The 22265-nt window shown below is 67.6% G+C and carries 18 protein-coding genes; 12 read left to right on the top strand and 6 right to left on the bottom strand.

From position 1 onward, the window contains the following. The first annotated feature begins 100 nt into the window (after nucleotides 1-100). A complete protein-coding gene (locus tag ACFTSA_RS00680) occupies nucleotides 101-457 on the top strand; it encodes a LuxR family transcriptional regulator (protein WP_377948667.1) in 357 nt (118 codons plus the stop codon). A 189-nt stretch (nucleotides 458-646) separates the two neighbouring features. Further along, the gene (gene ctaD / locus ACFTSA_RS00675; RefSeq protein ID WP_377948665.1) at nucleotides 647-2398 is read left to right on the top strand and encodes a cytochrome c oxidase subunit I; all 1752 of its coding nucleotides are present in this window, start codon (nucleotides 647-649) and stop codon (nucleotides 2396-2398) included. A 107-nt stretch (nucleotides 2399-2505) separates the two neighbouring features. Here ctaD and ACFTSA_RS00670 read toward each other — a convergent pair whose 3' ends face one another. Next, complete coding sequence (locus ACFTSA_RS00670; RefSeq protein ID WP_377948664.1) at nucleotides 2506-2844, bottom strand: hypothetical protein; 339 nt, start codon at nucleotides 2842-2844, stop codon at nucleotides 2506-2508. 612 nt (nucleotides 2845-3456) lie between these two features. Here ACFTSA_RS00670 and ACFTSA_RS00665 point away from each other — a divergent pair. The 3 genes from ACFTSA_RS00665 (at nucleotide 3457) to ACFTSA_RS00655 (ending at nucleotide 9398) form a co-directional block, all read left to right on the top strand. Further along, complete coding sequence (locus tag ACFTSA_RS00665; RefSeq protein ID WP_377948663.1) at nucleotides 3457-5697, top strand: S9 family peptidase; 2241 nt, start codon at nucleotides 3457-3459, stop codon at nucleotides 5695-5697. 256 nt (nucleotides 5698-5953) lie between these two features. Beyond that, on the top strand, nucleotides 5954-6745 hold the full coding sequence (locus tag ACFTSA_RS00660) for a peptidoglycan-binding protein (protein WP_377948661.1): 792 nt from the start codon (nucleotides 5954-5956) through the stop codon (nucleotides 6743-6745). 7 nt (nucleotides 6746-6752) lie between these two features. Then, nucleotides 6753-9398, top strand: a complete 2646-nt coding sequence (locus tag ACFTSA_RS00655) for a hypothetical protein (RefSeq protein WP_377948659.1) — start codon at nucleotides 6753-6755, stop codon at nucleotides 9396-9398. A 216-nt stretch (nucleotides 9399-9614) separates the two neighbouring features. On the opposite strand, the gene ACFTSA_RS00650 is transcribed toward ACFTSA_RS00655, so the two are convergent. Both ACFTSA_RS00650 and ACFTSA_RS00645 read right to left on the bottom strand, forming a co-directional pair. Next, nucleotides 9615-10421, bottom strand: coding sequence for a class I SAM-dependent methyltransferase (locus ACFTSA_RS00650; RefSeq protein ID WP_377948656.1), 807 nt, complete (start codon nucleotides 10419-10421; stop codon nucleotides 9615-9617). Between the two features lie 145 nt (nucleotides 10422-10566). Beyond that, a complete protein-coding gene (locus ACFTSA_RS00645; RefSeq protein ID WP_377948655.1) occupies nucleotides 10567-10941 on the bottom strand; it encodes an STAS/SEC14 domain-containing protein in 375 nt (124 codons plus the stop codon). Between the two features lie 137 nt (nucleotides 10942-11078). Between ACFTSA_RS00645 and ACFTSA_RS00640 the strand changes: the two genes are divergently transcribed. Further along, nucleotides 11079-12812: an ATP-binding protein gene (locus ACFTSA_RS00640; RefSeq protein WP_377948654.1), complete on the top strand. Its 1734-nt coding sequence runs from the start codon at nucleotides 11079-11081 to the stop codon at nucleotides 12810-12812. 112 nt (nucleotides 12813-12924) lie between these two features. Here ACFTSA_RS00640 and ACFTSA_RS00635 read toward each other — a convergent pair whose 3' ends face one another. Then, on the bottom strand, nucleotides 12925-13083 hold the full coding sequence (locus ACFTSA_RS00635; RefSeq protein WP_331572277.1) for a hypothetical protein: 159 nt from the start codon (nucleotides 13081-13083) through the stop codon (nucleotides 12925-12927). Nucleotides 13084-13296: 213 nt separating this feature from the next. On the opposite strand from ACFTSA_RS00635, the gene ACFTSA_RS00630 reads away from it, so the two are divergent. Genes ACFTSA_RS00630 through ACFTSA_RS00620 form a run of 3 tightly spaced genes read left to right on the top strand, consistent with a single transcriptional unit; the run spans nucleotide 13297 to nucleotide 16321 of the window. After that, the gene (locus ACFTSA_RS00630; protein WP_377948651.1) at nucleotides 13297-14364 is read left to right on the top strand and encodes a tol-pal system YbgF family protein; all 1068 of its coding nucleotides are present in this window, start codon (nucleotides 13297-13299) and stop codon (nucleotides 14362-14364) included. Beyond that, nucleotides 14365-14796: a hypothetical protein gene (locus tag ACFTSA_RS00625; RefSeq protein WP_377948649.1), complete on the top strand. Its 432-nt coding sequence runs from the start codon at nucleotides 14365-14367 to the stop codon at nucleotides 14794-14796. It abuts the gene before it with no gap. Next, nucleotides 14786-16321 (top strand): putative bifunctional diguanylate cyclase/phosphodiesterase, encoded by a 1536-nt coding sequence (locus ACFTSA_RS00620; RefSeq protein WP_377949795.1) that lies wholly within the window; start codon nucleotides 14786-14788, stop codon nucleotides 16319-16321. Before ACFTSA_RS00625 ends, ACFTSA_RS00620 begins: the two co-directional genes overlap by 11 nt. A 69-nt stretch (nucleotides 16322-16390) precedes the next feature. Here ACFTSA_RS00620 and ACFTSA_RS00615 read toward each other — a convergent pair whose 3' ends face one another. Together ACFTSA_RS00615 and pta are read right to left on the bottom strand one after the other, a co-directional pair. Beyond that, entirely contained in the window at nucleotides 16391-17545 is a 1155-nt protein-coding gene (locus tag ACFTSA_RS00615; protein ID WP_377948648.1) for an acetate kinase, read from the bottom strand. Between the two features lie 8 nt (nucleotides 17546-17553). After that, a complete protein-coding gene (gene pta / locus ACFTSA_RS00610) occupies nucleotides 17554-19683 on the bottom strand; it encodes a phosphate acetyltransferase (RefSeq protein WP_377948646.1) in 2130 nt (709 codons plus the stop codon). A gap of 283 nt (nucleotides 19684-19966) precedes the next feature. Here pta and ACFTSA_RS00605 point away from each other — a divergent pair, with 283 nt between their 5' ends. The 3 genes from ACFTSA_RS00605 to ACFTSA_RS00595 all read left to right on the top strand — a co-directional run bounded on the left by ACFTSA_RS00605 (nucleotide 19967) and on the right by ACFTSA_RS00595 (nucleotide 22259). After that, nucleotides 19967-20833 (top strand): CPBP family intramembrane glutamic endopeptidase, encoded by an 867-nt coding sequence (locus ACFTSA_RS00605; RefSeq protein ID WP_377948644.1) that lies wholly within the window; start codon nucleotides 19967-19969, stop codon nucleotides 20831-20833. A gap of 121 nt (nucleotides 20834-20954) precedes the next feature. Next, on the top strand, nucleotides 20955-21767 hold the full coding sequence (locus tag ACFTSA_RS00600; RefSeq protein ID WP_377948642.1) for a CPBP family intramembrane glutamic endopeptidase: 813 nt from the start codon (nucleotides 20955-20957) through the stop codon (nucleotides 21765-21767). 36 nt (nucleotides 21768-21803) lie between these two features. Next, nucleotides 21804-22259, top strand: coding sequence for a hotdog fold thioesterase (locus ACFTSA_RS00595; protein ID WP_377948640.1), 456 nt, complete (start codon nucleotides 21804-21806; stop codon nucleotides 22257-22259). Nucleotides 22260-22265 lie beyond the last annotated feature (6 nt).

Raw genomic sequence — 22265 nt, 5'->3', positions numbered from 1 at the left:
CCTTTTGAACTGGCACAACAAGTCACAAAGTGGACTTATCCTGAGATACTAATCATGCTTACTATATTCAGGCCCGCTCCGGACAACCACAGGAGAATCCATGCGCAGACTGTCTGCTACGTTTACCGCCCTTGTTGCCCTCGCAGGTATCCTGTTCCTCGCAGCACCGTCTTACGCGGCTGCGCCGTCGTACGCAGCGGCCTCCGCCGCGACGCTAGGCCATGCGCCCGCGCAGACGGGCACGTCCAGCACGGCCGGGACGCCGGCACCCACGGGAACGTCGTCGCCGTCCTCCACTCCGTCCGAACCCCCTGCCAATCCGGGCACTGGGGAGCCTGCTTCGTCGGAGTCCAACCGCCTGGAATACGCCCCATACGTCATCGCGGCGGTACTGATCATCACGATCCTGATCGTCGTTATCTGGCGACGCCGCCGCGGGAACAAAACCGTGGTCTAACAGATCCATCCGGCCCTGCGAAGATGCCGCCGGACCGCCAGAACGCCGCGAACTTCGTTCCGGTAAACCTTTTGCAGGTGTGCCGCAGGCGCTATCCTGATGCCGTCGGTTCTGTGAACCGCTCACGGTCCGGCCGGCACCCTCGCCCCATACGGGGCGTCGAAGCGCGATGCCGGGGAGTGGCAGACGATGACCGCATATCAGCAACCAGCAACCACCACCGCCACTGAGGCTCCCATGGTGGTGCCCCGCAAAAAAGGCAACATGGTGGTCAAGTGGATCACCTCCACCGACCACAAGACCATCGGGTACATGTACCTGATTGCGTCCTTCGTCTTCTTCTGCCTCGGCGGCGTGATGGCTTTGCTGATCCGCGCCGAGCTCTTCGAACCGGGCCTGCAGGTGCTGGTGACGAAGGAGCAGTACAACCAGCTGTTCACGATGCACGGCACCGTCATGCTGCTGATGTTCGCCACCCCGCTGTTCGCCGGCTTCACCAACGTGATCATGCCCCTGCAGATCGGTGCGCCGGACGTCGCGTTCCCGCGATTGAACGCGCTGGCCTTCTGGTTCTTCCTGTTCGGCTCAACGATTGCAGTATCGGGCTTCATCACCCCGCAGGGATCCGCTTCCTTCGGCTGGACGGTCTACGCGCCCCTCAACAACACCACGTTCACGCCCGGCATTGGCGGTGACCTGTGGGTCTTCGGCCTGGCGCTGTCCGGCTTCGGCACCATCCTGGGCGCGGTCAACTTCATCACCACCGTGGTCTGCATGCGCGCCCCCGGCATGACCATGTGGCGCATGCCGATCTTCACCTGGAACGTCTTCATCACCTCCGTCCTGGTAATCATGGCCTTCCCGCCCCTGGCCGCGGCCCTCTTCGCCATCGGCGCGGACCGGCGTTTCGGCGCCCACATTTACGACCCCGAAAACGGCGGGGCCATCCTGTTCCAGCACCTGTTCTGGTTCTTCGGGCATCCGGAGGTATACATCATCGCGCTGCCGTTCTTCGGCATCGTGTCCGAGATCTTCCCGGTCTTTAGCCGCAAGCCGATCTTCGGCTACAAGGGCCTGGTGTACGCCACCATCGCCATCGCCGCCCTGTCAGCCACGGTCTGGGCGCACCACATGTACGTCACCGGTTCGGTGCTGCTGCCGTTCTTTGCGCTCATGACCATGTTCATTGCGGTCCCGACGGGCGTGAAGTTCTTCAACTGGATCGGCACCATGTGGGGCGGCTCACTGACCTTCGAGACGCCGATGCTGTGGGCCATCGGCTTCCTCATCACGTTCCTCTTCGGCGGCCTGACCGGCATCATCCTGGCCTCCCCGCCGCTGGACTTCCACGTCTCCGACTCCTACTTTGTGGTGGCCCACTTCCACTACGTGGTGTTCGGCACCGTGGTGTTCGCGATGTTCGCCGGCTTCTATTTCTGGTGGCCGAAGTGGACGGGCAAGATGCTGAACGAGCGCCTCGGCAAGATCCACTTCTGGATGCTGCTTGTGGGCTTCCACGCCACCTTCCTGATTCAGCACTGGCTCGGCGTTGAAGGCATGCCCCGCCGTTACGCGGACTACCTGGTGGAGGACAACTTCACAGCCATGAACCAGTTCTCCACCTTTGGTTCGTTCCTGCTGGGTGCCTCGCTCATTCCCTTCTTCTGGAACGTCTTTATCACGGCCCGCAGCAAGGAAAAGGTTGAGGTCGACGATCCCTGGGGTTTCGGGGCTTCCCTGGAATGGGCCACATCCTGCCCGCCGCCCCGGCACAACTTCACCTCGCTGCCGCGCATCCGCTCCGAACGCCCGGCCCTGGACCTGCACCATCCTGAGCTGCGCGTCCGCGAACACGAGGCCGTGCACTCGCCGGCTGCCGAGGTTCTGGGCGCGGCGGACATCGGCGAGCGCGACGTTCGCGACCCGAACCCGGACAGGTAGCCCGGCACAGTCCTTGCTGGCTCCCGGAGGCATCTCCGGCATGAAAATGAGGCCCCGGACTCCTTGGGAGTCCGGGGCCTCAGCGTGTTCACTTCTCTTAATTAGCCTCAGGCAGCCACGGCCACCGGGAAGCGGCCGGTTGCGGCACCCATGCCGCCGTCGGCGGGGGCCAGGACGCGGAGGTTGCATTCGGACTGCTGCGGATCGATGGAACGCGGCAGGTGGTGCGTTTTGGAGCATTCCCGGAGCTGTTCAAGTGCGACCGGTTCGACTCGGGCGTGGCTGACATCAACGACGAGCTGGAGGCCCTCACGGAGGTGGTTGGCGCGCTTCATAACGACGTAAAGAGCTTGGATGCTTTGGGCGGTTACGTGTCCCTGGGCGGCGACCTGAGCTTCACCGCAGTCGAGGTCCACGCGGACCAGTACCTTGAGCTTCTGGTTCAAAACTTCTCCCCTCATGCGCGGCCGCGACGCTGCGACCGGGTCTAACCCTAGCCTGCATGTGACTCAGGTAACAGGAAAATTTTGAATGTTGCAGAAATGGGACATTTCAAGGCTGGGACCCGGCCACCCGCCTGGCCCGGACACACAAATGGTCGGGGGATGCATGGATGCATCCCCCGACCACGTGCGCGCCACATGTTCGACGACGGCGGCGGACGGTCGGGCGGGCAGCTCAGCTGCGGGTGGGGTCCGGTCGCAGCGGCGCGGGCCCTGGATCGGGCACCGGAAGCGGGCCGGGCGGCTCGGGGGTGGGAACGGGATTCGGCGGTGCGGGGCGGGACGGGTCCGGCCGCATGGGATCGGGCCCGGGCTCCGGCGGGAACGGCTCTGGTTCGTGCACTGGCGGGATGGTCATGCTTCCCCCTCGAAGGCTCGTGTGGGTTCCTTTTTGCTGACGCGAGTTCAGGATACGCCCGGCGCCGGAGCGGGGACAGGGCCCCGGCCGCAGCAGGGAGAGGGCCCCGGCCGGCGCCGGGGCGCATCAAAATGCCGTCCTCTCCCCCGGTAGCGAACGCCGGCCCAAATGTCAGAGCGGCTCTATATATTGAGGGAATGACCCACACTCCGCTGCAGCAACCCGAACGCTCCTCCGCCGTTGCCACGCCCCGGCCGCCCATCGCCAAGAGGGTGCCCACCGAGCGCACGCACCACGGGGACACCTTCGTGGACCAGTACGAGTGGCTGCGGGACAAGGAATCCGAGGAGGTCGTGGCGCACCTGAAGGCGGAGAACGCCTACCAGGAAGCCCTGACGGCGCACCAGGAACCGCTGCGCGAGGCCATCTTCCAGGAGATCAAGGGCCGGACCAAGGAGACAGACTTGTCCGTTCCCAACCGGAAGGACGGCTGGTGGTACTTCAGCCGGTCCGTCGAGGGCAAGGAGTACGGCATCCAGTGCCGGGTCCGCGCCCAGGACACCGGAAACCCCGTGGCGGACTGGACTCCCCCGGCGGTGGAGGCCGGCGTCGAAATCCCCGGCGAGGAAGTCCTGCTGGACGGCAATGTCGAAGCGGAAGGCAAGCCTTTCTTCTCGGTGGGTGGCACGGCTGTGACCATCGACGGGAACCTTTACGCCTACGCCGTGGATAACGCCGGCGACGAGCGGTTCACCCTGCGGATCAAGGACCTGCGGACCGGCGAATTGCTGCCGGATGTCATCGAGAACGTCTTCTACGGAGTGTCGTTCTCGCCGGACGGAACGCGCATCTTTTACACCGTGGTGGATGACTCCTGGCGGCCGTACCAGGTCAAGTCCCACGTCCTGGGCACGCCTGTCACCGACGATGAGGTGATTTACCAGGAGGATGACGCCGCCATGTGGCTCGGCTTCGAGCTCTCCGCGGACCGGCGCCACCTCGTGCTCGGCATTGGCTGCTCCGAGTACAGCGAGACCCGGTTGCTGCGCTTCGACGATCCCGGCGCCGGCCTGTCCACCGTCATTTCCCGCAACGAACGCGTGCTTTACGAGGCCGAGCCGTTCCTGCTCGAGGGCCCTGACGGGCAGAAAACCGAACGTATCCTCATCACCCACAACCGCAACGCGGTGAACTCAATGGTCTCGCTGGCGGACCCGGCCGAACTGTCCAAGCCGCTGGCCGAGCAGCACTGGACCACCGTCGTCGGGCATTCCGACGACGTCCGGGTCAACGGGGCGGGGGTCACCGCCACCCACCTTGTGGTCTCGATCCGGAAGGACACCATCGAGCGGGTCCAGGTGATGCCGCTGACCGGCCTGGGAACCGCCGCCCAGCAGGCTCCGGTGGAACCGGCGTTTGACGAGGAGCTGTACACCGCCGGGGTCGGCGGTTCCGATTACGAGGCGCCCGTGATCCGGCTGGTCTACACGTCCTACTTCACACCGTCGCGGGTGTACGACTTCGTGCTGCCCACCGAGGAGCAGCCGGCGGGCGAACTGCTGCTGCGCAAGGAAAGCCCCGTCCTGGGAGGTTACGACGGCTCGGACTACGTGGCCACCCGCGAGTGGGCCGAGGCAGCCGACGGCACCCGCATTCCGCTTTCGGTGCTGCGGCACAAGGCCGTCAAGCAGGACTCGACGGCGGCCGGCCTGGTTTACGGCTACGGCTCGTATGAGCTGAGCATGGACCCCGGCTTCGGCATCGCCCGGCTTTCGCTGCTGGACCGCGGGGTGGTGTTCGTCATCGCCCACATCCGCGGCGGCGGCGAACTCGGCCGGCACTGGTACGAGGACGGCAAGAAGCTCAGCAAGAAAAACACGTTCACGGACTTCATCGCGGCCACCGACTGGCTGGCGCAATCCGGCTGGGTGGCCCCGGACCGGATCGCCGCGCTGGGCGGGTCGGCCGGCGGGCTGCTCATGGGCGCCGTCGCCAACCTCGCCCCGGAGAAGTACGCCGCCATCGTGGCACAGGTTCCGTTCGTGGACCCCCTCACCAGCATCCTGGACCCCGAGCTGCCGCTGTCGGCCCTTGAGTGGGAGGAATGGGGCAACCCCATCACCGATCCCGCCGTGTATGACTACATGAAGTCGTACACGCCCTACGAGAACGTCCGCGAGGTGGCGTATCCCAAAATCGCCGCTGTGACGTCCTTCAATGACACCAGGGTGCTCTACGTGGAGCCGGCCAAGTGGGTGCAGGAGCTGCGCAACAAGACCAAGGGCAGCGAGCCGATCCTCATGAAGATCGAAATGGACGGCGGCCACGGCGGGGCGTCCGGCCGCTACGTCCAATGGCGCGAGCGGGCCTGGGACTACGGCTTCATCGCGGACTCACTCGGGGCCACCGAGCTGCTGCCGGGCGCCGGGCTGAAGTAGCCACCGGCTCCGCGAGCCCACGTTATGCCAAAAATGGCCGCCCGCCACACGCGCAGGCGGCCACTTTTGGTAAATCGGCCGAGAACGAAGGCCGCGGCGTCGAACGCGCGGGCAGATCTGACGCCCCTGCGGGTCCGGGCTGGACGGGTCCGGTGTTTCCGGAAAATAGTAATCCTGCTTACTATTGACGGGCATACGGGCTCGGTGCACCTGTCCGCTGGGGGCTGGGAATCCGACGCCGGAACTGGAGCATAGCGTGAGCAATGAACAGGGATTGACCCCGCTTTCCGACGACGAACTGAATGCGCAGGCAGGCACCGCCCTGCCGGACAAGGAAGTCGCGTCCGTACTCGACCTCAACGCCGACCTCGACCTGGGCATCAGCGCCGCCGCGCCGATCGACCTCGCGGTGGCCGCCAACGCCAACGTTGCAGCACCCATCGATGCCGCGGCCTCGGCGAACGTCCTGTCCTTCGGTTCGGAGTCGCAGGCCCTCGCGGATCAGGGTGTCATCATCGACCAAGGCATCACCGCGGATGCCACGGCCGACTCCGTACAGGACAGCACCATCACCCAGGGCGCTGACGCCGGAACCGTCGACGGCGGGACGCCTGACAGCGCCGCCGGCGCTGGTACCGCGGCAACCGGAACCGACTCGGCCGGGGCTGGTACTGCCGATGCCACCGCGGTTCCTGACGCCACCGCCGTGCCGGACGGCACGATCCCGGACGGCACCCTCCCCGACGGGACCCTCCCCGACGGATCAGGTGTCGGTGCGGTTCCCGTCGATCCGTCCACAGCCCTCGACGGCGACCTGCTCAACGTCAATGTGGACCTTGCGGCCGACGCCGACATCGCGGCCCCGATCAACGGCGCGGTGGCTGCCAACGCCAACGTTGCCGCTCCGATCGACGCCGCCGTTGCAGCCAACATCGGCTCGATCGACAGCGACGCCTTCGCCGTGGCCCAGCAGGACGCCATCATCACGCAGGACATCGACGGCGAGGCCACCGCATCAGCAGATCAGCAGTCGGATCTGCAGCAGTAGATCCTGAATGAGCGCCAAACACAGCGGGCCGTCCGGCATGGACGGCCCGCCGGTCTCCCCCACACCCTCTTCCGGTCCGTCTCCGGAACCAAGCCCGACACGAGGCCCGACGGCGGCAGGCCCGTTCCCCACCCAAAGCTCCCGGGCCGCCGTCGTAATCGGCCCTGACACCAAGCGCGGCGAGGTGCCGGTGAGGGCGGAGGGAATCCAGCTCATTGGCGAGGCCAAAGGGTCCGGCTACCGGGAGGCACCTTCGCTGGTCCGTCGCGCCGACGGCCAGACCATCCAGCTCACGCGGCTGCTGTTCCATGTCCTGGACTCCATCGATGGCGTGCGGAATATCGATGGGATCGCCGAGGCGGCCAGTTCGCGTTCCGGCCGGTTTATCAGCGGCGACAACGTCAGGACGCTGATTGAGGGGCAGCTGCTGCCGCTCGGGCTCCTGCAGCTGGCGGACGGGTCGCAGCCGGAAGTGCGCAGGGCGAATCCGCTGCTCGGCATGCGGTTCCGGTACACCGTCACGGACCCCGAGCGTACCCGGAGGCTGACGGCACCCTTCGCCGTGCTGTTCAACCCGCTCATCGTGGCCGTGGTGGCCGCGGGGTTCCTGGCCTCGTGCTGGTGGGTCCTGATGGTCAAAGGCCTGGCCTCCGCCACGCACGACGCCTTCGCGAACCCGTGGCTGCTCTTGCTGATTTTCGCCGTCACGGTCCTGTCGGCCGGCTTCCACGAGTTCGGCCATGCGGCAGCCGCCCGCCGCGGCGGTGCCACGCCCGGCGCGATGGGCGCAGGGCTCTACCTCGTTTGGCCCGCCTTCTACACGGACGTCACCGATTCCTACCGGCTGGGCCGTGGCGGCCGGCTGCGCACGGATACCGGCGGCCTGTATTTCAACGCCATCGTTGCCATCACCACCATGGGCGTCTGGTGGGCCACGGGTTTCGACGCGCTGCTCCTGGTGGTGCTCACGCAGATCCTGCAGATGGTGCGCCAGCTCCTTCCCCTGGTCCGATTCGACGGCTACCACATCCTGGCGGATGCCACGGGCGTGCCCGACCTCTTCCAGCGGATCCGGCCCACGCTGCTCGGGCTCCTGCCGTGGCGCTGGGGTAAGCCCGAACCCGAGGCCCAGGCCCTCAAGCCGTGGGCGCGCGCCGTCATCACGGTTTGGGTCCTGGTTACCGTCCCTCTGCTGCTGGTGAGCCTGATGCTCATGGTCATCTCATTCCCGCGGCTCCTGGGCACGGCGTGGGCGAGCCTGCAGCACCAGCAGGCCCTGCTCTCCAGCAGCCTCGGGGAGGGAAACTTCGCAGACGGTGCCGTGCGCCTCCTGGCGATTGCCGCCGTCGTCCTTCCCGTGGTGGGCGTCGTGTACATGCTGCTCCGGCTGGCGCGGCAGCTCATCACCGGGCTCTGGACCAAAACCAAGGGCAAGCCACTGCAGCGCGCCACCGCAATCGCGGCGGTCGGCGCCGTCGCCGCGGGGCTGGCCTGGGCCTGGTGGCCGCAGCCAGACACCTACCGCCCGGTGCAGCCCTACGAACGCGGGACACTCGCCGACGCCACGGCCGCCGTCCTGCCCGACCTGGCTGGTGGCGGAGGCACCCTGCGGGAAGGCCGGACGGGTCAGACCGTGGCACTCTGGCCGGACGGCACGCCACTGCCCACCCGGGAGCAGCCGCAGCTCAGCATGGTCCTAGTGCCGAGGGAAGGGGCGGAACCCGCCTCCGTTCCCGGCCAGCCGGACCCGAACCCGAGGGACCCGGGCCAAGCCCAGGGCGAGGCTTCGGCAGCCGGCGGCACCCCGCCGTCGTGGGTCTTTCCGTTCGACAAGCCACCGGCGGCGGAAGAGGACGGCAACCAGGCACTGGCGGTGAACACCACTGACGGATCCGTCACCTATGACGTCGCGTTCGCGCTGGTGTGGGCCGAGGACGGACCGGTGGACACCCGCAACGAGGCCTACGCATTCGCCAGCTGCGCGGACTGCGCGGCGGTGGCCGTCGGGTTCCAGGTGGTGCTGATCGTGGGCCACGCGGACGTTGTGGTGCCCGAGAACCTCTCCGCCGCCGCGAACTACAACTGCCTCCGGTGCCTGACCTACGCCCTCGCCAGCCAACTGGTGCTCACACTGGACGGACCGCTCAGCGCGGACGGCATGGCCCGGCTCAATGCGCTGTGGCAGGAGATCGCCGAGTTCGGACGCACGCTGCAGGGCGTTCCACTCTCCGAGATCGAGGGACGGCTGACCGCCTACAAGGAACGGCTCATGGAGATCGTCCGGACCGATCCCAGTGCCGCGCCCGGGACCGGAAGTCCGTCGCCGGGCGCCTCCCCGTCGCCCGGGGCCAGTGGCGGGGCTGACCCGGGCCCGGGTTCCCGGCCGGGTTCGCCGTCGCCCGCTGGGCAGTCGCCCGCTGGGCAGTCGCCGGGTGTGCAGTCGCCAAGTGCACCGCCGCCGGCGGGGCCTTCGACTGGCGTCCCCTCGCCGGGAACGACGCCGGACCCCGCGGCCCCGACGCCAGGAACGGGAACAACGCCGGTCCCCGCCGGTCCTGCCCCGGCTCCCACAGGTGCCGCCCCGGCTCCCGCCACTCCGGGTACCGGGGGCGCAGACTCTGCGTCGCCGACCCCGGAGGCGGCCGCCCCATAGCGGTGGCTGGGTCGCCGTTTCACCGAAAGTGGCCGCTCTGGAACCCGCCAGGCGGCCATTCTTGGTACATCGGCACTTGGAAGGGCGGGACGACGCCGGCGCAAACCCCACCCGACGGCGGCGGGACTGACGTTACGGACCGGGCCTGGCGACGGGCGCTCCGTCCCCCGCGGCGCCCCGACCGGAGAGTTTCAACGCCCGCAGCGGGTTTCCGGTTCAGCGCGCCTGGAGCACCGCGAAGTAGCCCGGGATCTGTTCCGGGCGGTCAGCTGATGTGAGGGGCCGGGTTTCAATGGTCACCGCCCCGTCCTCCACCACGTCCCAACTTGCCGCGGGAAACGCCCGCCGTCGCTGCTCGGTACCGAACCGGCCGGGCATGGGCAGCCCCCGGATGGCCTTCTCGAGTGGTGCGGGAATCGAGTGGACCGTGGCTCCGAGGTGGCTGACGTACTGGATCGGATTCCCGCGGAAGTCCGTCTCTGCCAGGAACACTCGGCCCCGCTTGCCTACGAGCGGGTGCAGCTGCGCGGCCAGCGCTGCCTGCGCGGGTTTCTTGAGTACGTGCAGGACGCCCCGGATGAAGATGTTGGCTTCATCGGGGAACCCGGCTGCTGCCAGGGCTTCGGTCACAGCGCGGGTGCCCGCGGGCGCTGTCATGTCGGCCGCGACGTAGGAGACCCGTTCCAGCCCTTCGGATTCGGCGGCTGCTCGGGCGATGGCGTTGGCTGACACATCCACTCCCAGGACATGCGGAAAGTGGGCAGCCAGCGCGCGGCTAAAGACGCCAGTGCCACACCCGACGTCGACGACAGGAAGGCTGGGGTCCAGCTGCCGCGTCAGGTGCTCCAGATATGCCTGCAGTTCATGGTCGCTGCCCGAATCCCAGAGGACGTCGCCGCGCGCACCGGTGGCCCCGACCCTCCCCCAGTACTGGTCCCAGGCCACGCTGGGGTCCTTGGGCGCGTTGGAGGACAGCTTCACCAGTTTGGGAAGCAGCAGGTATTTCTTGAGCGCCGAGAGCATCCTTCAAATATATGTTGCCTGGGACACGTCCGCGTTCAGCGGTGCCGCGGACGTCGATCTGCCTTCCGACGTTCCGGTTTACCAAATGTGGCCGCCTGGCGGGTGCGCAGGCGGCCACATTTGGCAAAACGGCAGGGGAGGGTAACTAGCCGACCTTCAGCCAGGTGAGCGCCTCGGCCTCGGACGTGAAGAACTTCGTGGGGCACGGGAGCTTGTTGAGGCCCAGGAAGAAGTTGGCGATCACCCGGTCCACCGGCGACGCCCCGAGCAGCGCGATCCGTGAGGCCTGGCAGGGACGGCCGAACACGGCACGGGCTCCGCGGCTCACATCCGAAGTGGTTGCCATGTCCACGAGCATGGGGTGACGGCTGTCCCCGCAAAGCGCGTTGACCTGCCCCATCGCAGCCTCGGCGTCCCCCTCGGTGATGCTGGCGCCCCTGGCCCAGGTCAGCCGCAGCAGGCCGTCGGCATCCAACTCCAGGTTAAACAGCGCACTCCGTCCGGTGCTGTTGGAATTCAAATTTAATCCTCCGCGGTGGCTAAATGTGGACAACTAACAAGGTACATCCCGCCGGGACGCAGCCACGGGCCCGCCTACTGATAATGTGAGTCCAAAATCACGGTAGCCTCAAAAGGCACTCGCAACACAGGGGGCACATGGTCCAGGCACCGGCGGAGTACGCCTCCGCACCTCGCGAGGCGGTGGTCGCGCTCACCGATGCCGCCCGTCTCGACGCCGTGGCGTCTGTGCTCACCCATGCGGATTTCACCGTCCGTAAAGCCTCCGACGCCGGATCCCTCGCCCGCGAGCTGGAAGGCGACCGGGCCGCCGTCGTACTTCTTGACGCGGTGCTCACGGACGGCTACCGGTGGGAGGGCACGCCCGTGCTGCTCCTGGTGGACCTCGGCGGCGACTTCGATCTTGCCCGGCTTGAGTCCTGGGGCATCGCCGACTACATCTCCCGGGACGCCTCCGCCCGCGAACTCACGCGCCGGGTGGAGACCCTGATCGGCCGGGCGAGGGAACGCCGCCGGATCCGGGCCAAAGCCGAGTTCCTGCGCGAAAGCCTGCGCAACGTCTCCGCCGCCATCCGCGGCACCAACAGCCCGAAGCAGATGGCCGGCCACCTGGTCCGCGGCTTTGGCGAATCCCTCGGCGTGGACCACGTCTGGTTCACTACCTTCCAGGATTCACGCGTCCCCCGAATCAGTTCCCAGTGGTCCCTTCCCGGCCGTGCCAAGCTGCCGGACACGCTCGGTGCGTTTGAGGACGAGGCCCGGGAACAGACCACGTCGCTGTGGTCGGCCGCCGAGGCCCTGGCAGTTCCGGATCACCGAACGGACCAGTCCGCGCCGCTGGCCGAGGGATTGCGGGAGTGGTCCGGCCTGGCCTCCGTCCGCGCGTCGGTTGCCTTGCCGGTGGGAGAGGGCGAGTCGGCGCTGGGGATCATCTGGATCGCGCAGCTCGACGGCAGGCGCGACTGGACCAGGGCAGAGATCGCGCTCATCCAGCATGTGGCCGGCAACCTGGCGCACAGCCTCATCCAGGGCCACCTGATCAGCGCGCAGCTCCAGGTGCTGCAGCAGCTCCGCGAGCTGGACAAGGCCAAGACGGACTTCCTGGCCACGGTCAACCACGAGCTCCGCACGCCCCTCACCTCCATCACCGCCTACCTCGACATGATCCGCGACGGCGCGGGCGGCCCCGTTCCGCCGGGCATCCTGTCCATGATGGACGTCATCTCGCGGAACTCGGACCGCCTCCGGAGGCTGATCGAGGACATGCTCACGGTCTCCCAGCAGGACACTTCCGGCAACCTGAACCTCAAGCAGGTGGAGCTTGGCCAGGTCCTGCGGATTGTCGTGGCCGCACTGCGCCCGCTCGCGGATTCGCGGAACGTCACCATCACCGGAGCCGATTCGCACGAGGACGTGAAGGTCCAGGCCGATGAGGCCCAGCTGGAGCAGGTCTTCACCAACCTCGTGGCCAACGCCATCAAGTTCACCCCGAAAGGCGGCCGGATCAGCATCAGCTTCATGTCGGCAGCCTCCGAGGCCGGCAGCCCATGCGCCATCGTCAACGTCGTGGACACCGGCGTCGGCATTCCGGAACAGGAAATCGCCCAGGTTTTCACCCGTTTCTACCGGGCGTCCAACGCCTCCTCCGCAGCCATCCCGGGCAGCGGACTCGGCCTGGCCATCGCGCACGACATCGTCCGCCGCCATGGCGGTTCGCTGGACCTGTCCTCCGTGCTGGGCCAGGGAACCACCGTTTCCGTGAACCTCCCGGTCGACGGCCCGCAGAGGGAAGACGCGGCCGATGAAACGGACGACGACGAGGCCGACGGCGGCGAAGCGGCGGCGGCGGCCAGCGCACCCCAAACCGACTGACCCTGCGCGCCCAACCGCCCGGTCGCCGTCATCCGTCCGGCCCAAAACGACAACCGCCCCGGACCATCAGGTCCGGGGCGGTTTTCACAATTCTGGCCAGCTTCTGCGGACCCTAGTTGGGCCACCAGCCGATGGTGGCGTAGTTGACCTCGCTGTTCGAAGTGGAGGACGTGGTGGTGTCCTTCTCCTTCGGTGCCGCGTTTGCGGGAGCAGCGAAACCTGCCACTGCAAGGATGCCGGTCATAACAAGTGTTGCGGCAAGTTTCTTCATCCGCTGTCCCTTTCGTCGTTTGTAGCCGTGAACCGAATTGCACATTACGGGCGACAGTATACGGTCACTGGATCAAGGTTTGGTCAAGTCATTTCCTGTCAATTCCACAGGATTAACCACGTTTTTCCGCTGGCGTCTTGCAATCGCCGTAATAAGCAGAGTTCAGTCCTCCTGCACGGCCTACCAAGGGCAGGATTATGGATAATTGGGAGCATGCCTATGCAGCGCGACTTGTCACCCTTCGTGATCGCGGAGTTGGCTGCGCGTGAAAGCTGGAAGCGGAGGGACTACGCCGCCGCGTACGCCGGAGCCGGGCACGCCGCGGAACTGGCGCAGGAGGCCGGGGACGAGGTTCGCTGGTGGAAGATGGTCCTGCTGCAGGCCGAATGCCTGCGGAACCAGGGGTCCATCCAGGAGTGCCAGGAACTCGCGGCCGACCTGGCTGCCCATCCCGTTGCCGCCTCATCCCCCGATCTTGGCGCCCGGGCGGCAACCCTGCTGGCCCACTCACTGCAGGGCCTGGGCCGTCTGCCCGAGGCGGTTGAAGCCGCCTCAACCGCGGCCCGGCTCGTGGCCGGGGACTCTGAGAATGTGTACCTGCACATCCAGGCCCAGCAGGCCCTCATCGCCGCCCTCGCGGAAAGCGGCCGGCACGAGGACGCCTGGCAGGAGTGCCTGGACCTGGAGTCGCTGCTCTCCGACCACGTGGACGAGGACACCGCAGGCAAGGCCTATTGGGTGATCGGGAACGTCGCGTTCCTCAGCAACCGGGTCAACGAGGGCGGCCACTACCACGACCTTGCCGCGGGCAAACTCTCCCCCTCGCAGGACGTCGACCTGTGGGCACGCTTCAACCGTGCCTCCGCGGAAATGCGCCTGCAGGCCAAGCTGGGCGACGCCGCAACGCTGCGCTGCATCGAGCGCGCCGAGCTCGCCACCGAGGTGGTGGGCGGCAGCGAACGGGACATCCTGGAGATGTCCCTGGTCCGCGCCCACTGGTATTACCTCACCGGGGACATGGAGACGGCGATCAGCCTCCTGACGCCGCTGCGCAGCAAGTTCCCCATCCTCGCCACCCAGACCGCGGCCGAGGCCACCTTCGTTCTGGGCAGGGCACTGATGGCGCAGGGACACGAAGCGGAATCGCTGCAGATGCTTGACGAGGCCGCTACGCTGTTCGATACAGCTGCTGCACCGGAGCGTAGCGCCACCGTCCGTGGTTTCATCGCCTCAACGGAGTCTTCGGACCGGCGCCAACAGCAATTTCTCCAGGGGGGGTAAATGCCAGAAGCGACAGTGTTTCCAGGTGCCGCACCGCTGCAGCCGGAGTCATCGACACGCCCTGCACCCGCGCCGGTCGTCACCTTCACCGTGCTGCCCGACCTCGCTGTCAAGGCGGTCCTCCCCCGCGGCGCCGACTTGAATGAGACCGCCGCCGCCCAACTGTACCGCCGCCTGGGTGAGCTGGCCGGGGACGGGAGGGTCGCCGTCGTCCTTGAACTGTCCGGAGTGAAATCCGTAAACCGCGCCGCTCGGGCCGCCTACGCGGCGATCCCCTCGGTGTCCGCCTGGGCGATCCTCGGCGAAACACCCGTGGACAGGCTGCTGGGGCATTTTCTGCTCGGCGGCGAATTCAGCTCGGTGCCCGCCCGCTATTTCACCGCCGAAAACGACGCTCTCGACTGGTTGAGCCGCCTTGACGATGTTTTCTAACGACGATCCCCGGCTCGGAAAGCTGCTGGACGGCATCGTCCGTCTGGCCGCCGGGGAACTCCACTCCCGCATTGAAATTTCCGAGGCCAGGGACGAGCTGGACGCGGTGATCATGGGCACCAACCTGCTCGCCGAGGACCTGCAGATCATCTACCAGGAGCTCGAGGAGCGCGTGGAATCCCGCACGCGCATGCTCAACGCGGCGCACAAAGAGCTGCAGCAGATGGCGCTCACCGATTCCCTGACCGGTCTCTACAACCGGTCGGCGCTGGTCAGTGCCGTCAATGATGCCCAGGCGGAGGCGTCCGACGGCGGGCTGCCGCCGGCGCTGCTGCTGCTGGACCTGGACGCCTTCAAGAGCATCAACGATTCACTGGGCCACTCCATGGGCGACCAGGTGCTGGCGACGGTGGGCGAACGGATCCGCTCCTGCGTGCGCGACGGCGACATGGTGGCCCGGCTGGGCGGCGACGAGTTCGCCGTTTTGCTCCCCGCCACGACGCCGGCCAAGGCGGCCGCCGTCGGAAACCGGATATTGGACGCCCTCAACGCGACCCTGGAGGTGGACGGCAAGACCATCCGCTGCGGGGCCAGCCTGGGGCTTCGGATTGCCGATCCCGGCGAGACGTCCGAAGATCTGCTCATGGAAGCGGACATCGCGATGTACGCCTCCAAGGCCGACGCCCGCAACAAGCTGCGCGTGTTCGAACCGGCCATGCTGCACGCACGGCAGCTCCGGAACCAGCTCGTGGGGGAACTGCGCGAGGCCATCGCCACCGACCAGCTGGTGCTGTACTACCAGCCGGTCATCGAGCTCGCCTCAGGAAAAATCGAGGGCGTGGAGGCCCTGGTCCGCTGGAAACACCCCAACCGCGGGCTGATCATGCCGGACGAATTCATCCCCATCGCCGAGGAGACGGGCCTCATCTCGGAGCTCGGCAACTGGGTGCTCAAGAATTCCGTGGAGCAGCTGCGGCGCTGGCGGAGCTCTCCCGAAACGGGCCGCCACAACTTCGACATGCGCATCAATGTTTCCGCGGCAGACCTGCAGCGGCTCGAGTTCATCGAGGACGTGCGGGATGCGCTCACCGCCGCCGACCTCGAGCCGGCGCTCCTGGTCCTCGAGCTGACGGAGAGCGACATCATCAAGGGCAACGAGCTCGACCGGTACACGCTCGCCAGCCTGCGCAAGCTCGGAGTGGGACTGGAGATCGACGACTTCGGCACCGGGTACTCGTCCATCAGCTACCTGCGGCGGCTGCCCGTGGACCGGGTCAAGGTGGACCGGACACTCCTCACGGCCCTCGGCAGCGACCCAGCGCAGCCTGCCCTGATCGCGGCCATCCTGCAGCTCATCCGGGCCTGCGGGCTCGAGGCCGTATGGGAGGGCGTGGAAAACGCCGAGCAGGCCGAGCACCTGCGAAACACCGGCTGCATCAGCGGGCAGGGCTACTACTTCAGCCGCCCCCTCCCCGCGGCCGACTTCACCGAACGCCTCGCCTGGCAGGACATCTGGCCCGGCTGATACCCATCGGTTGCTCCGTAGCTGCCGTTTTCCGGGCTGATAAGGGCATCTACGGAGCATTCGGCAGGCTTAACCCCCGACGACGGCCGCAGTTGCCTCGGCGATGGCGCGCTCTTCGTCCGTGGGCACCACCAGCACCGGGATGGCGGAACCGTCCGTGGAAATCACGCGCGGTTCCCCGGACCGCCCACTGTTCAGGCCGGCGTCGAGCTCGATGCCCAGCGCACCCAGCCGCTCCCCCACCAAGGCGCGGAACTGGTGCGAGTTCTCACCGATCCCGGCCGTGAACACCAGCGCCTGAGCCCCGCCAACTGCCACGTGGTAGCCGCCGATGTACTTCGCCAGCCGGTAGGAGGCCACCGCGAGGGCGGTGGCCGCGCGGGAATCGCCGGACTCGGCCGCCTCCACCACAGAGCGCATGTCGTTGTTGCCAGCGAGCCCCTTGAGCCCGGACTCACGGTTCAGCATCGAATCGAGGTCCTCGGCGTTCCAGCCGGTGCGGGCCAGGAACACCAGGATGGACGGGTCCAGGTCGCCCGAGCGCGTCCCCATGACCAGCCCCTCCAAAGGCGTGAAACCCATCGACGTGTCCACGGATCTGCCGCCCAGGATCGCCGTGACGGAGGCGCCGTTGCCGAGGTGGGCGATCACACCGTCGAACTCCTCCACCGGAATATCCAGCAGCGCGGCTGCCCGGTTGGTGACGTATTCGTGCGACGTCCCGTGGAAGCCGTACCGGCGGATCCCGTGGTTGGTATAGAGCTCGTCGGGAACGGCGTAGCGCCAGGCGTGCTCCGGCAGGCTGCGGTGAAAGGCGGTGTCGAACACGGCAACCTGCGGCATGTTCGGCCACTTCCTGGTGATGGCCCGGATGCCCAGCACGTTCGCGGGGTTGTGCAGCGGCGCCAGCGGGTTCAGCCGCTCGATGGCGCGGGTGATCTCGTTGTCGATCAGCACGGGCTCGCCGAACCGCTCGCCGCCGTGCACCACCCGGTGCCCCACCGCGTCCAGTTGCCTCTCGCCCAGCACCTCGTGGATGGCCGCGTCCACCTGCTCAAGCGCCTCGGCATGGTCCGCCGGGCCCACCACCTCGCCGTCGCCCTGGCCGCCGTTGGACACGCCGATCCGCTCGATCAGCCCCTCGGTCAGGACACTGCCTTCGGCGACGTCGCGCACCTGGTACTTGAGCGAGGACGAGCCGGAGTTGATGACGAGCACGAGCATGGGGCCTCCTAAGCCTTGGCTGAAGAAACGGCGGACGGTTCGGCGGTGGACGGTTCCACCGGGGCGGCCAGGCTCTGCGCCTGGATGGCGGTGATGGCGACAGTGTTCACGATGTCCTCCACGGTGCAGCCGCGGGAGAGGTCGTTGACGGGCTTCCGCAGGCCCTGCAGGACAGGCCCGACGGCGACCGCCCCGGAACTCTGCTGCACCGCCTTGTACGTGTTGTTGCCGGTGTTCAGGTCCGGGAAGATGAACACCGTCGCCTGCCCGGCCACGGACGAGCCCGGCATCTTGGACTCGGCGATGGAGGCGTCCACGGCGGCGTCGTACTGGATCGGGCCTTCGACGGCGAGACCCGGGCGGCGCTCACGCACCAGGTCGGTGGCCTGCCGGACCTCCTCCACCGCAGACCCCGAGCCGGAACCACCGGTGGAGTAGGACAGCATGGCCACGCGGGGCTCCACCCCAAACTGGGAAGCGGTCTCCGCCGAGGCCAGCGCGATGTCCGCGAGCTGCTCCACATTCGGGTCCGGGTTCACCGCGCAGTCGCCGTAAACCAACACCCGGTCCGGCATGAGCATCAGGAACACCGAGGAGACGATCTTGACGCCCTGCCGGGTCTTCACGAACTCCAGGGCCGGGCGGATGGTGTGGGCCGTGGTGTGCGCGGCACCGGACACCATGCCGTCCACCACGCCCAGCTGGACCATCATGGTGCCGAAGTAACTTTCGTCCTGCATGACCTCCAGCGCCCGGGCCAGATCCACGCCCTTGTGGGCGCGGAACTCGGCGTACCTGGCGGCGAAGTCCTGGCCCAGCCCGGAGGTGGCCGGGTCCACGATGTTGATGCCGGAAAGGTCGATGCCCCGGCCGGCTGCGAGTTCCCGGACGTCCGCTTCCCGCCCCAGCAGCGTCAGGTCGCAGACGTCCCGGCGGTGCAGGATCTCGGCAGCCTTCAGGATCCGGATGTCTTTGCCCTCCGGCAGCACGATGTGCCGCCGCTGCGAGCGGGCCCGTTCGATGAGGTCGTGCAGGAACCGCAGCGGGGTCATCCGTTCGGCGCGGGGCAGGTGCAGGCGCTCGAGCATCTCGGCCTCGTCCACCTGCCGCGACCACAGGCCCAGCGCGGAGGCCACCTTGCGCCGGTGGCCGCTCCAGATTTCGCTGCGCACCTCGGACACGCGCCGCGCCGTGGTGTACGTGTCATCCTCCGTGGCGAACACCGGAAACGGCGCTGAGGCCAGCAGCGGATAGATGTTGGCGTCCGGGGCCAGGCCGCCGGTGAGGATCAGCCCGGACGGCACAGGGAACTCGGGCGAGAACGACGACGCCAGGCAGGCCACCATCACATCCGCCCGGTCGCCCGGCACGATCACCAGCGCGCCGTCGTCGAGCACGTTTAGAAAGTTGCCCACATTCATGGCGGCGACTTTGACGTCACGGACGTCGCGCTCCATGTCCGCGCGGCCGGCGATCTGGCGCAACGCCAGCGCCGTGCACACCTCGCCGGTGGTGGGCCGGGCGATGTCCTCCAGCTCCGGGAAGACGTACACCGGCCGGCCGGACGCGCCCGGCTTCACGGCGGCAATGATGGCCCCCACGTCCGCCGGGTCGGCGCGGTTCACCATCATGGCCAGCAGCGAGCACTTCTCGGCGGCGAGTTCCTTGCGGGCGACGTCGACGGCGGCCGCGGCTTCCGCCACGCTGCGCCCCTTGGCGCCCACCACCGCGACGATCGGCGCGGCGAGGTTGTTCGCCAGCCGGGCGTTGAGATCGAATTCGACGGCCGCGTCGTGGCCGGTGAGGTCCGTCCCCTCCACGATGATGACATCGCAGTGCCGGCCCATCTCGGCGAAGATCTCCACGCAGCGGGAGTCGATGTCCTCGCGCCGGCCCTCGGCGAGCAGGCCGCGGACCTCGGTGAACGTCAGCCCGCCGCGGCAGCGCTGGTCGTCCAGGTCGAAGCGGGACTTCATGAGTGCCACCATGGGATCCGCGCCGGCGTCGTCGCCATGGACCACGGGTTTGAAGAATCCGATCCGGTCCGCGTGCCGGTGGAGCGTGTCCGCCAGGCCCAGCGCTATGAGCGACTTCCCCGAACCCGGAGTGGTCGCGCTGACGTAAATCCCTTTGGCCATGATCTGTCCTCTGGTTGGAAGCTCCTGCGTGGAACGTGCTGCATTGGACGTGCCGGTGTTCTGACTGGACGCGCCGCGGCGGCCCTCCCCCATACTTTCACTTGTTGCCGCGCTTCCGGGAGCACACAATGGTGTTGATTGCCACGTCGGCGCACATTCGCCGTCCCGGACCCGGAGTGGGCCAGCGCCCCGGGACCGGCCCATCCGCAGCAAGCCTCCCGAGCTGCAGCCTCCCGAGCTGCAACCTCCCGAGCTGCATCGTTCCTGAACGATGGTGGTCCCGATGAACTCCGCTGGCCGCGCTTCCGATCCATCCGCCGCTTCGTCCGCCCGTCCGCTGCGCGGGCCCATTGCCGCCCGCCCGGTGGCCGCATTCCTCGTCATTGCGATCAGCCTGACATGGGCGGCGCTCATCCTGTCCATCGCGGTGCTCGGCAATGCGGTGCCCGGCATCCTCGCTGAGCTGCTCATCCTCCTGGGAACGGCCGTCCTGGTGACCCGGGCAGCCGACGGCAAGCCCGCTGTTCGGCACCTGTTCCGCCAAACCATGCGCTGGCGCGTCGGAGCGGGCTGGTACGTGGCGGCGGTCCTGGCCCTGCCCGCACTGAGCGTGCTCGTCGCGGCCGCCACCGGCACGTTCCATCAGCCCGCGGACGGGTGGGCCACGGTGGCGGGGTCATACCTGTTGAACACGCTGGTCGTTGGCGCCCTGCTGGGGAACATCTGGGAGGAGCTGGCATGGACGGGGGTGGTCCAGCGCCAGCTGATGGAGCGGCACGGCCTGGTGACCGGCAGCCTGCTCACCGCCATTCCCTTCGCACTCATCCACCTCCCGCTGGCCTTTGCGGACAAGGGCTTCGGCGCCACCGCGTGGCCCGACGCGGCGGTCTCGTGGGGTGTGCTGCTGGTCTTCGCGCCGCTGTTCCGGCTGCTTGTGGGCATCGCCTACCTTGGAACGGGCCAGAGCCTGCTGATCGTGGCCCTCCTCCACGCCTCGTTCAACGCCTCGGAGCAGTCGAAACTGGCAGTGTTCGACGGCGCGTGGCAGCAGATTGCCGCGGCCACCGTTTTGCTGGCGGTCCTGGCGCTGCTCCGGAAATTCCGCACACTGACGGCGGAGGCGGGTCATGGCGCAGCCGTCACCGGCTGAGCAGCCAGTGCCTGCCAGACGTGCATTGCACGCTGGCGGCGGGGACCGTCGTCGGTCCCGGAAGGAAGGGGCGCGGCACCGGACCGTATCGCCGCGCGGAACCGGAGCACGGCGCCGGACCGTGGGGCCGCGCAAGGCCATGGCCTGGCCCGCCGGCCACAGGCTCACGCTGTTCTTCGTTCTGGCCTTCGCGATTTCATGGCTGGTGTGGCCGCTGACGCTCCTGAACCCGAACAGCTCGCCCCTGATCCCGTTCGGGCCCGCCGTGGCCGCGGCGATCACCGCCTTCCTCGCCGGCGGCAAGGCCGAGCTGCTGCACCTGCTCCGGCAACTGGCGCGCTGGCGCGTGGCCGGCCGCTGGTACTTGGCCGCCGCGGGACTGCCCTGCCTCCTGGTGGCGGTGGCGACGGGCCTCACGGTGTCCGGCGGCGCGCCCGCACCGGAGCTCGGCCCGAACCCGGGCTGGTTCATGCTGCTCGGCACCTTCGCGTTCACGCTGGTGACCGTGGGCCTCTTCGAGGAGCTGGGCTGGCGCGGCTACGCTCTTCCGCTGCTGCAGCAGAACCGCCCGGCGCTGTCGGGGGCACTGCTCCTCGGGCTGGTGTGGGCGGCATGGCACCTGCCCGAGCTGCTGTCGGATCCCACCGGGCAGCGGCCGGCGCTGCCGTTCCTGCTGATGGTCCTGGCGCAGTCCGTTCTGCTGGCCTGGCTCTACAACAGCAGTGGCAGCATCCCCGTCTGCATGGTCTTCCACGCCGCGTTCAACACCTCCGGGGCCCTGGTCTTTCCCGCCCTGCTGGGGCCCGACTACCTCACTCTGTGGTGGACCGTGGCGCTCCTGCATGTCCTGGCAGCACTGGCGGTCATCGCCGTCGCCGGGCCCGCCAGGCTGGCACGCACCCTTGACACGACCCCCTCCGATGGGATTACCTAATGAACATTCGGTAAATAAAGCTGGAGGCAATGACGCATGGCTGAAACGGCAGTTCCCCGGGTAGCCCACCCCATCCTTGAGAACGACTACGCCTCGGAGTGGATGGGCATAGAAGTCCTTGCACTCAGCGACGGCCATGCAACCGTCCGGATGACCCTCCGGCAGGAAATGCTCAACGGCTTCGGCATGGCCCACGGCGGAATGATCTTCGCCTTCGCCGACTCCGCCTTCGCACTCGCCTGCAACCCCGCGTCGCCCGCCGACCCTGACAGCATCACCGTTGCTGCCGGCGTCGACATCAACTTCCTCAAGCCGGCCTATCAGGGCCAGGTGATCACCGCCGTCGCCGACCGCCGCTCAAGTGCGGGCCGCAGCGGCCTCTACGACATCCAGATCTTCGCTGCCGATCCCGGAGCCGAGCTCACCTCGGGCAAGCCCGGCGAACTCATCGCAGAGTTCCGCGGACGCAGCCGTACCATCCCCAAGAAGTAGGAAGCA

The organism is Arthrobacter sp. NPDC057013 (genome assembly GCF_042674585.1).
GTDB lineage: Bacteria > Actinomycetota > Actinomycetes > Actinomycetales > Micrococcaceae > Arthrobacter.
This window is presented reverse-complemented; position numbering and strand designations above follow the sequence as displayed.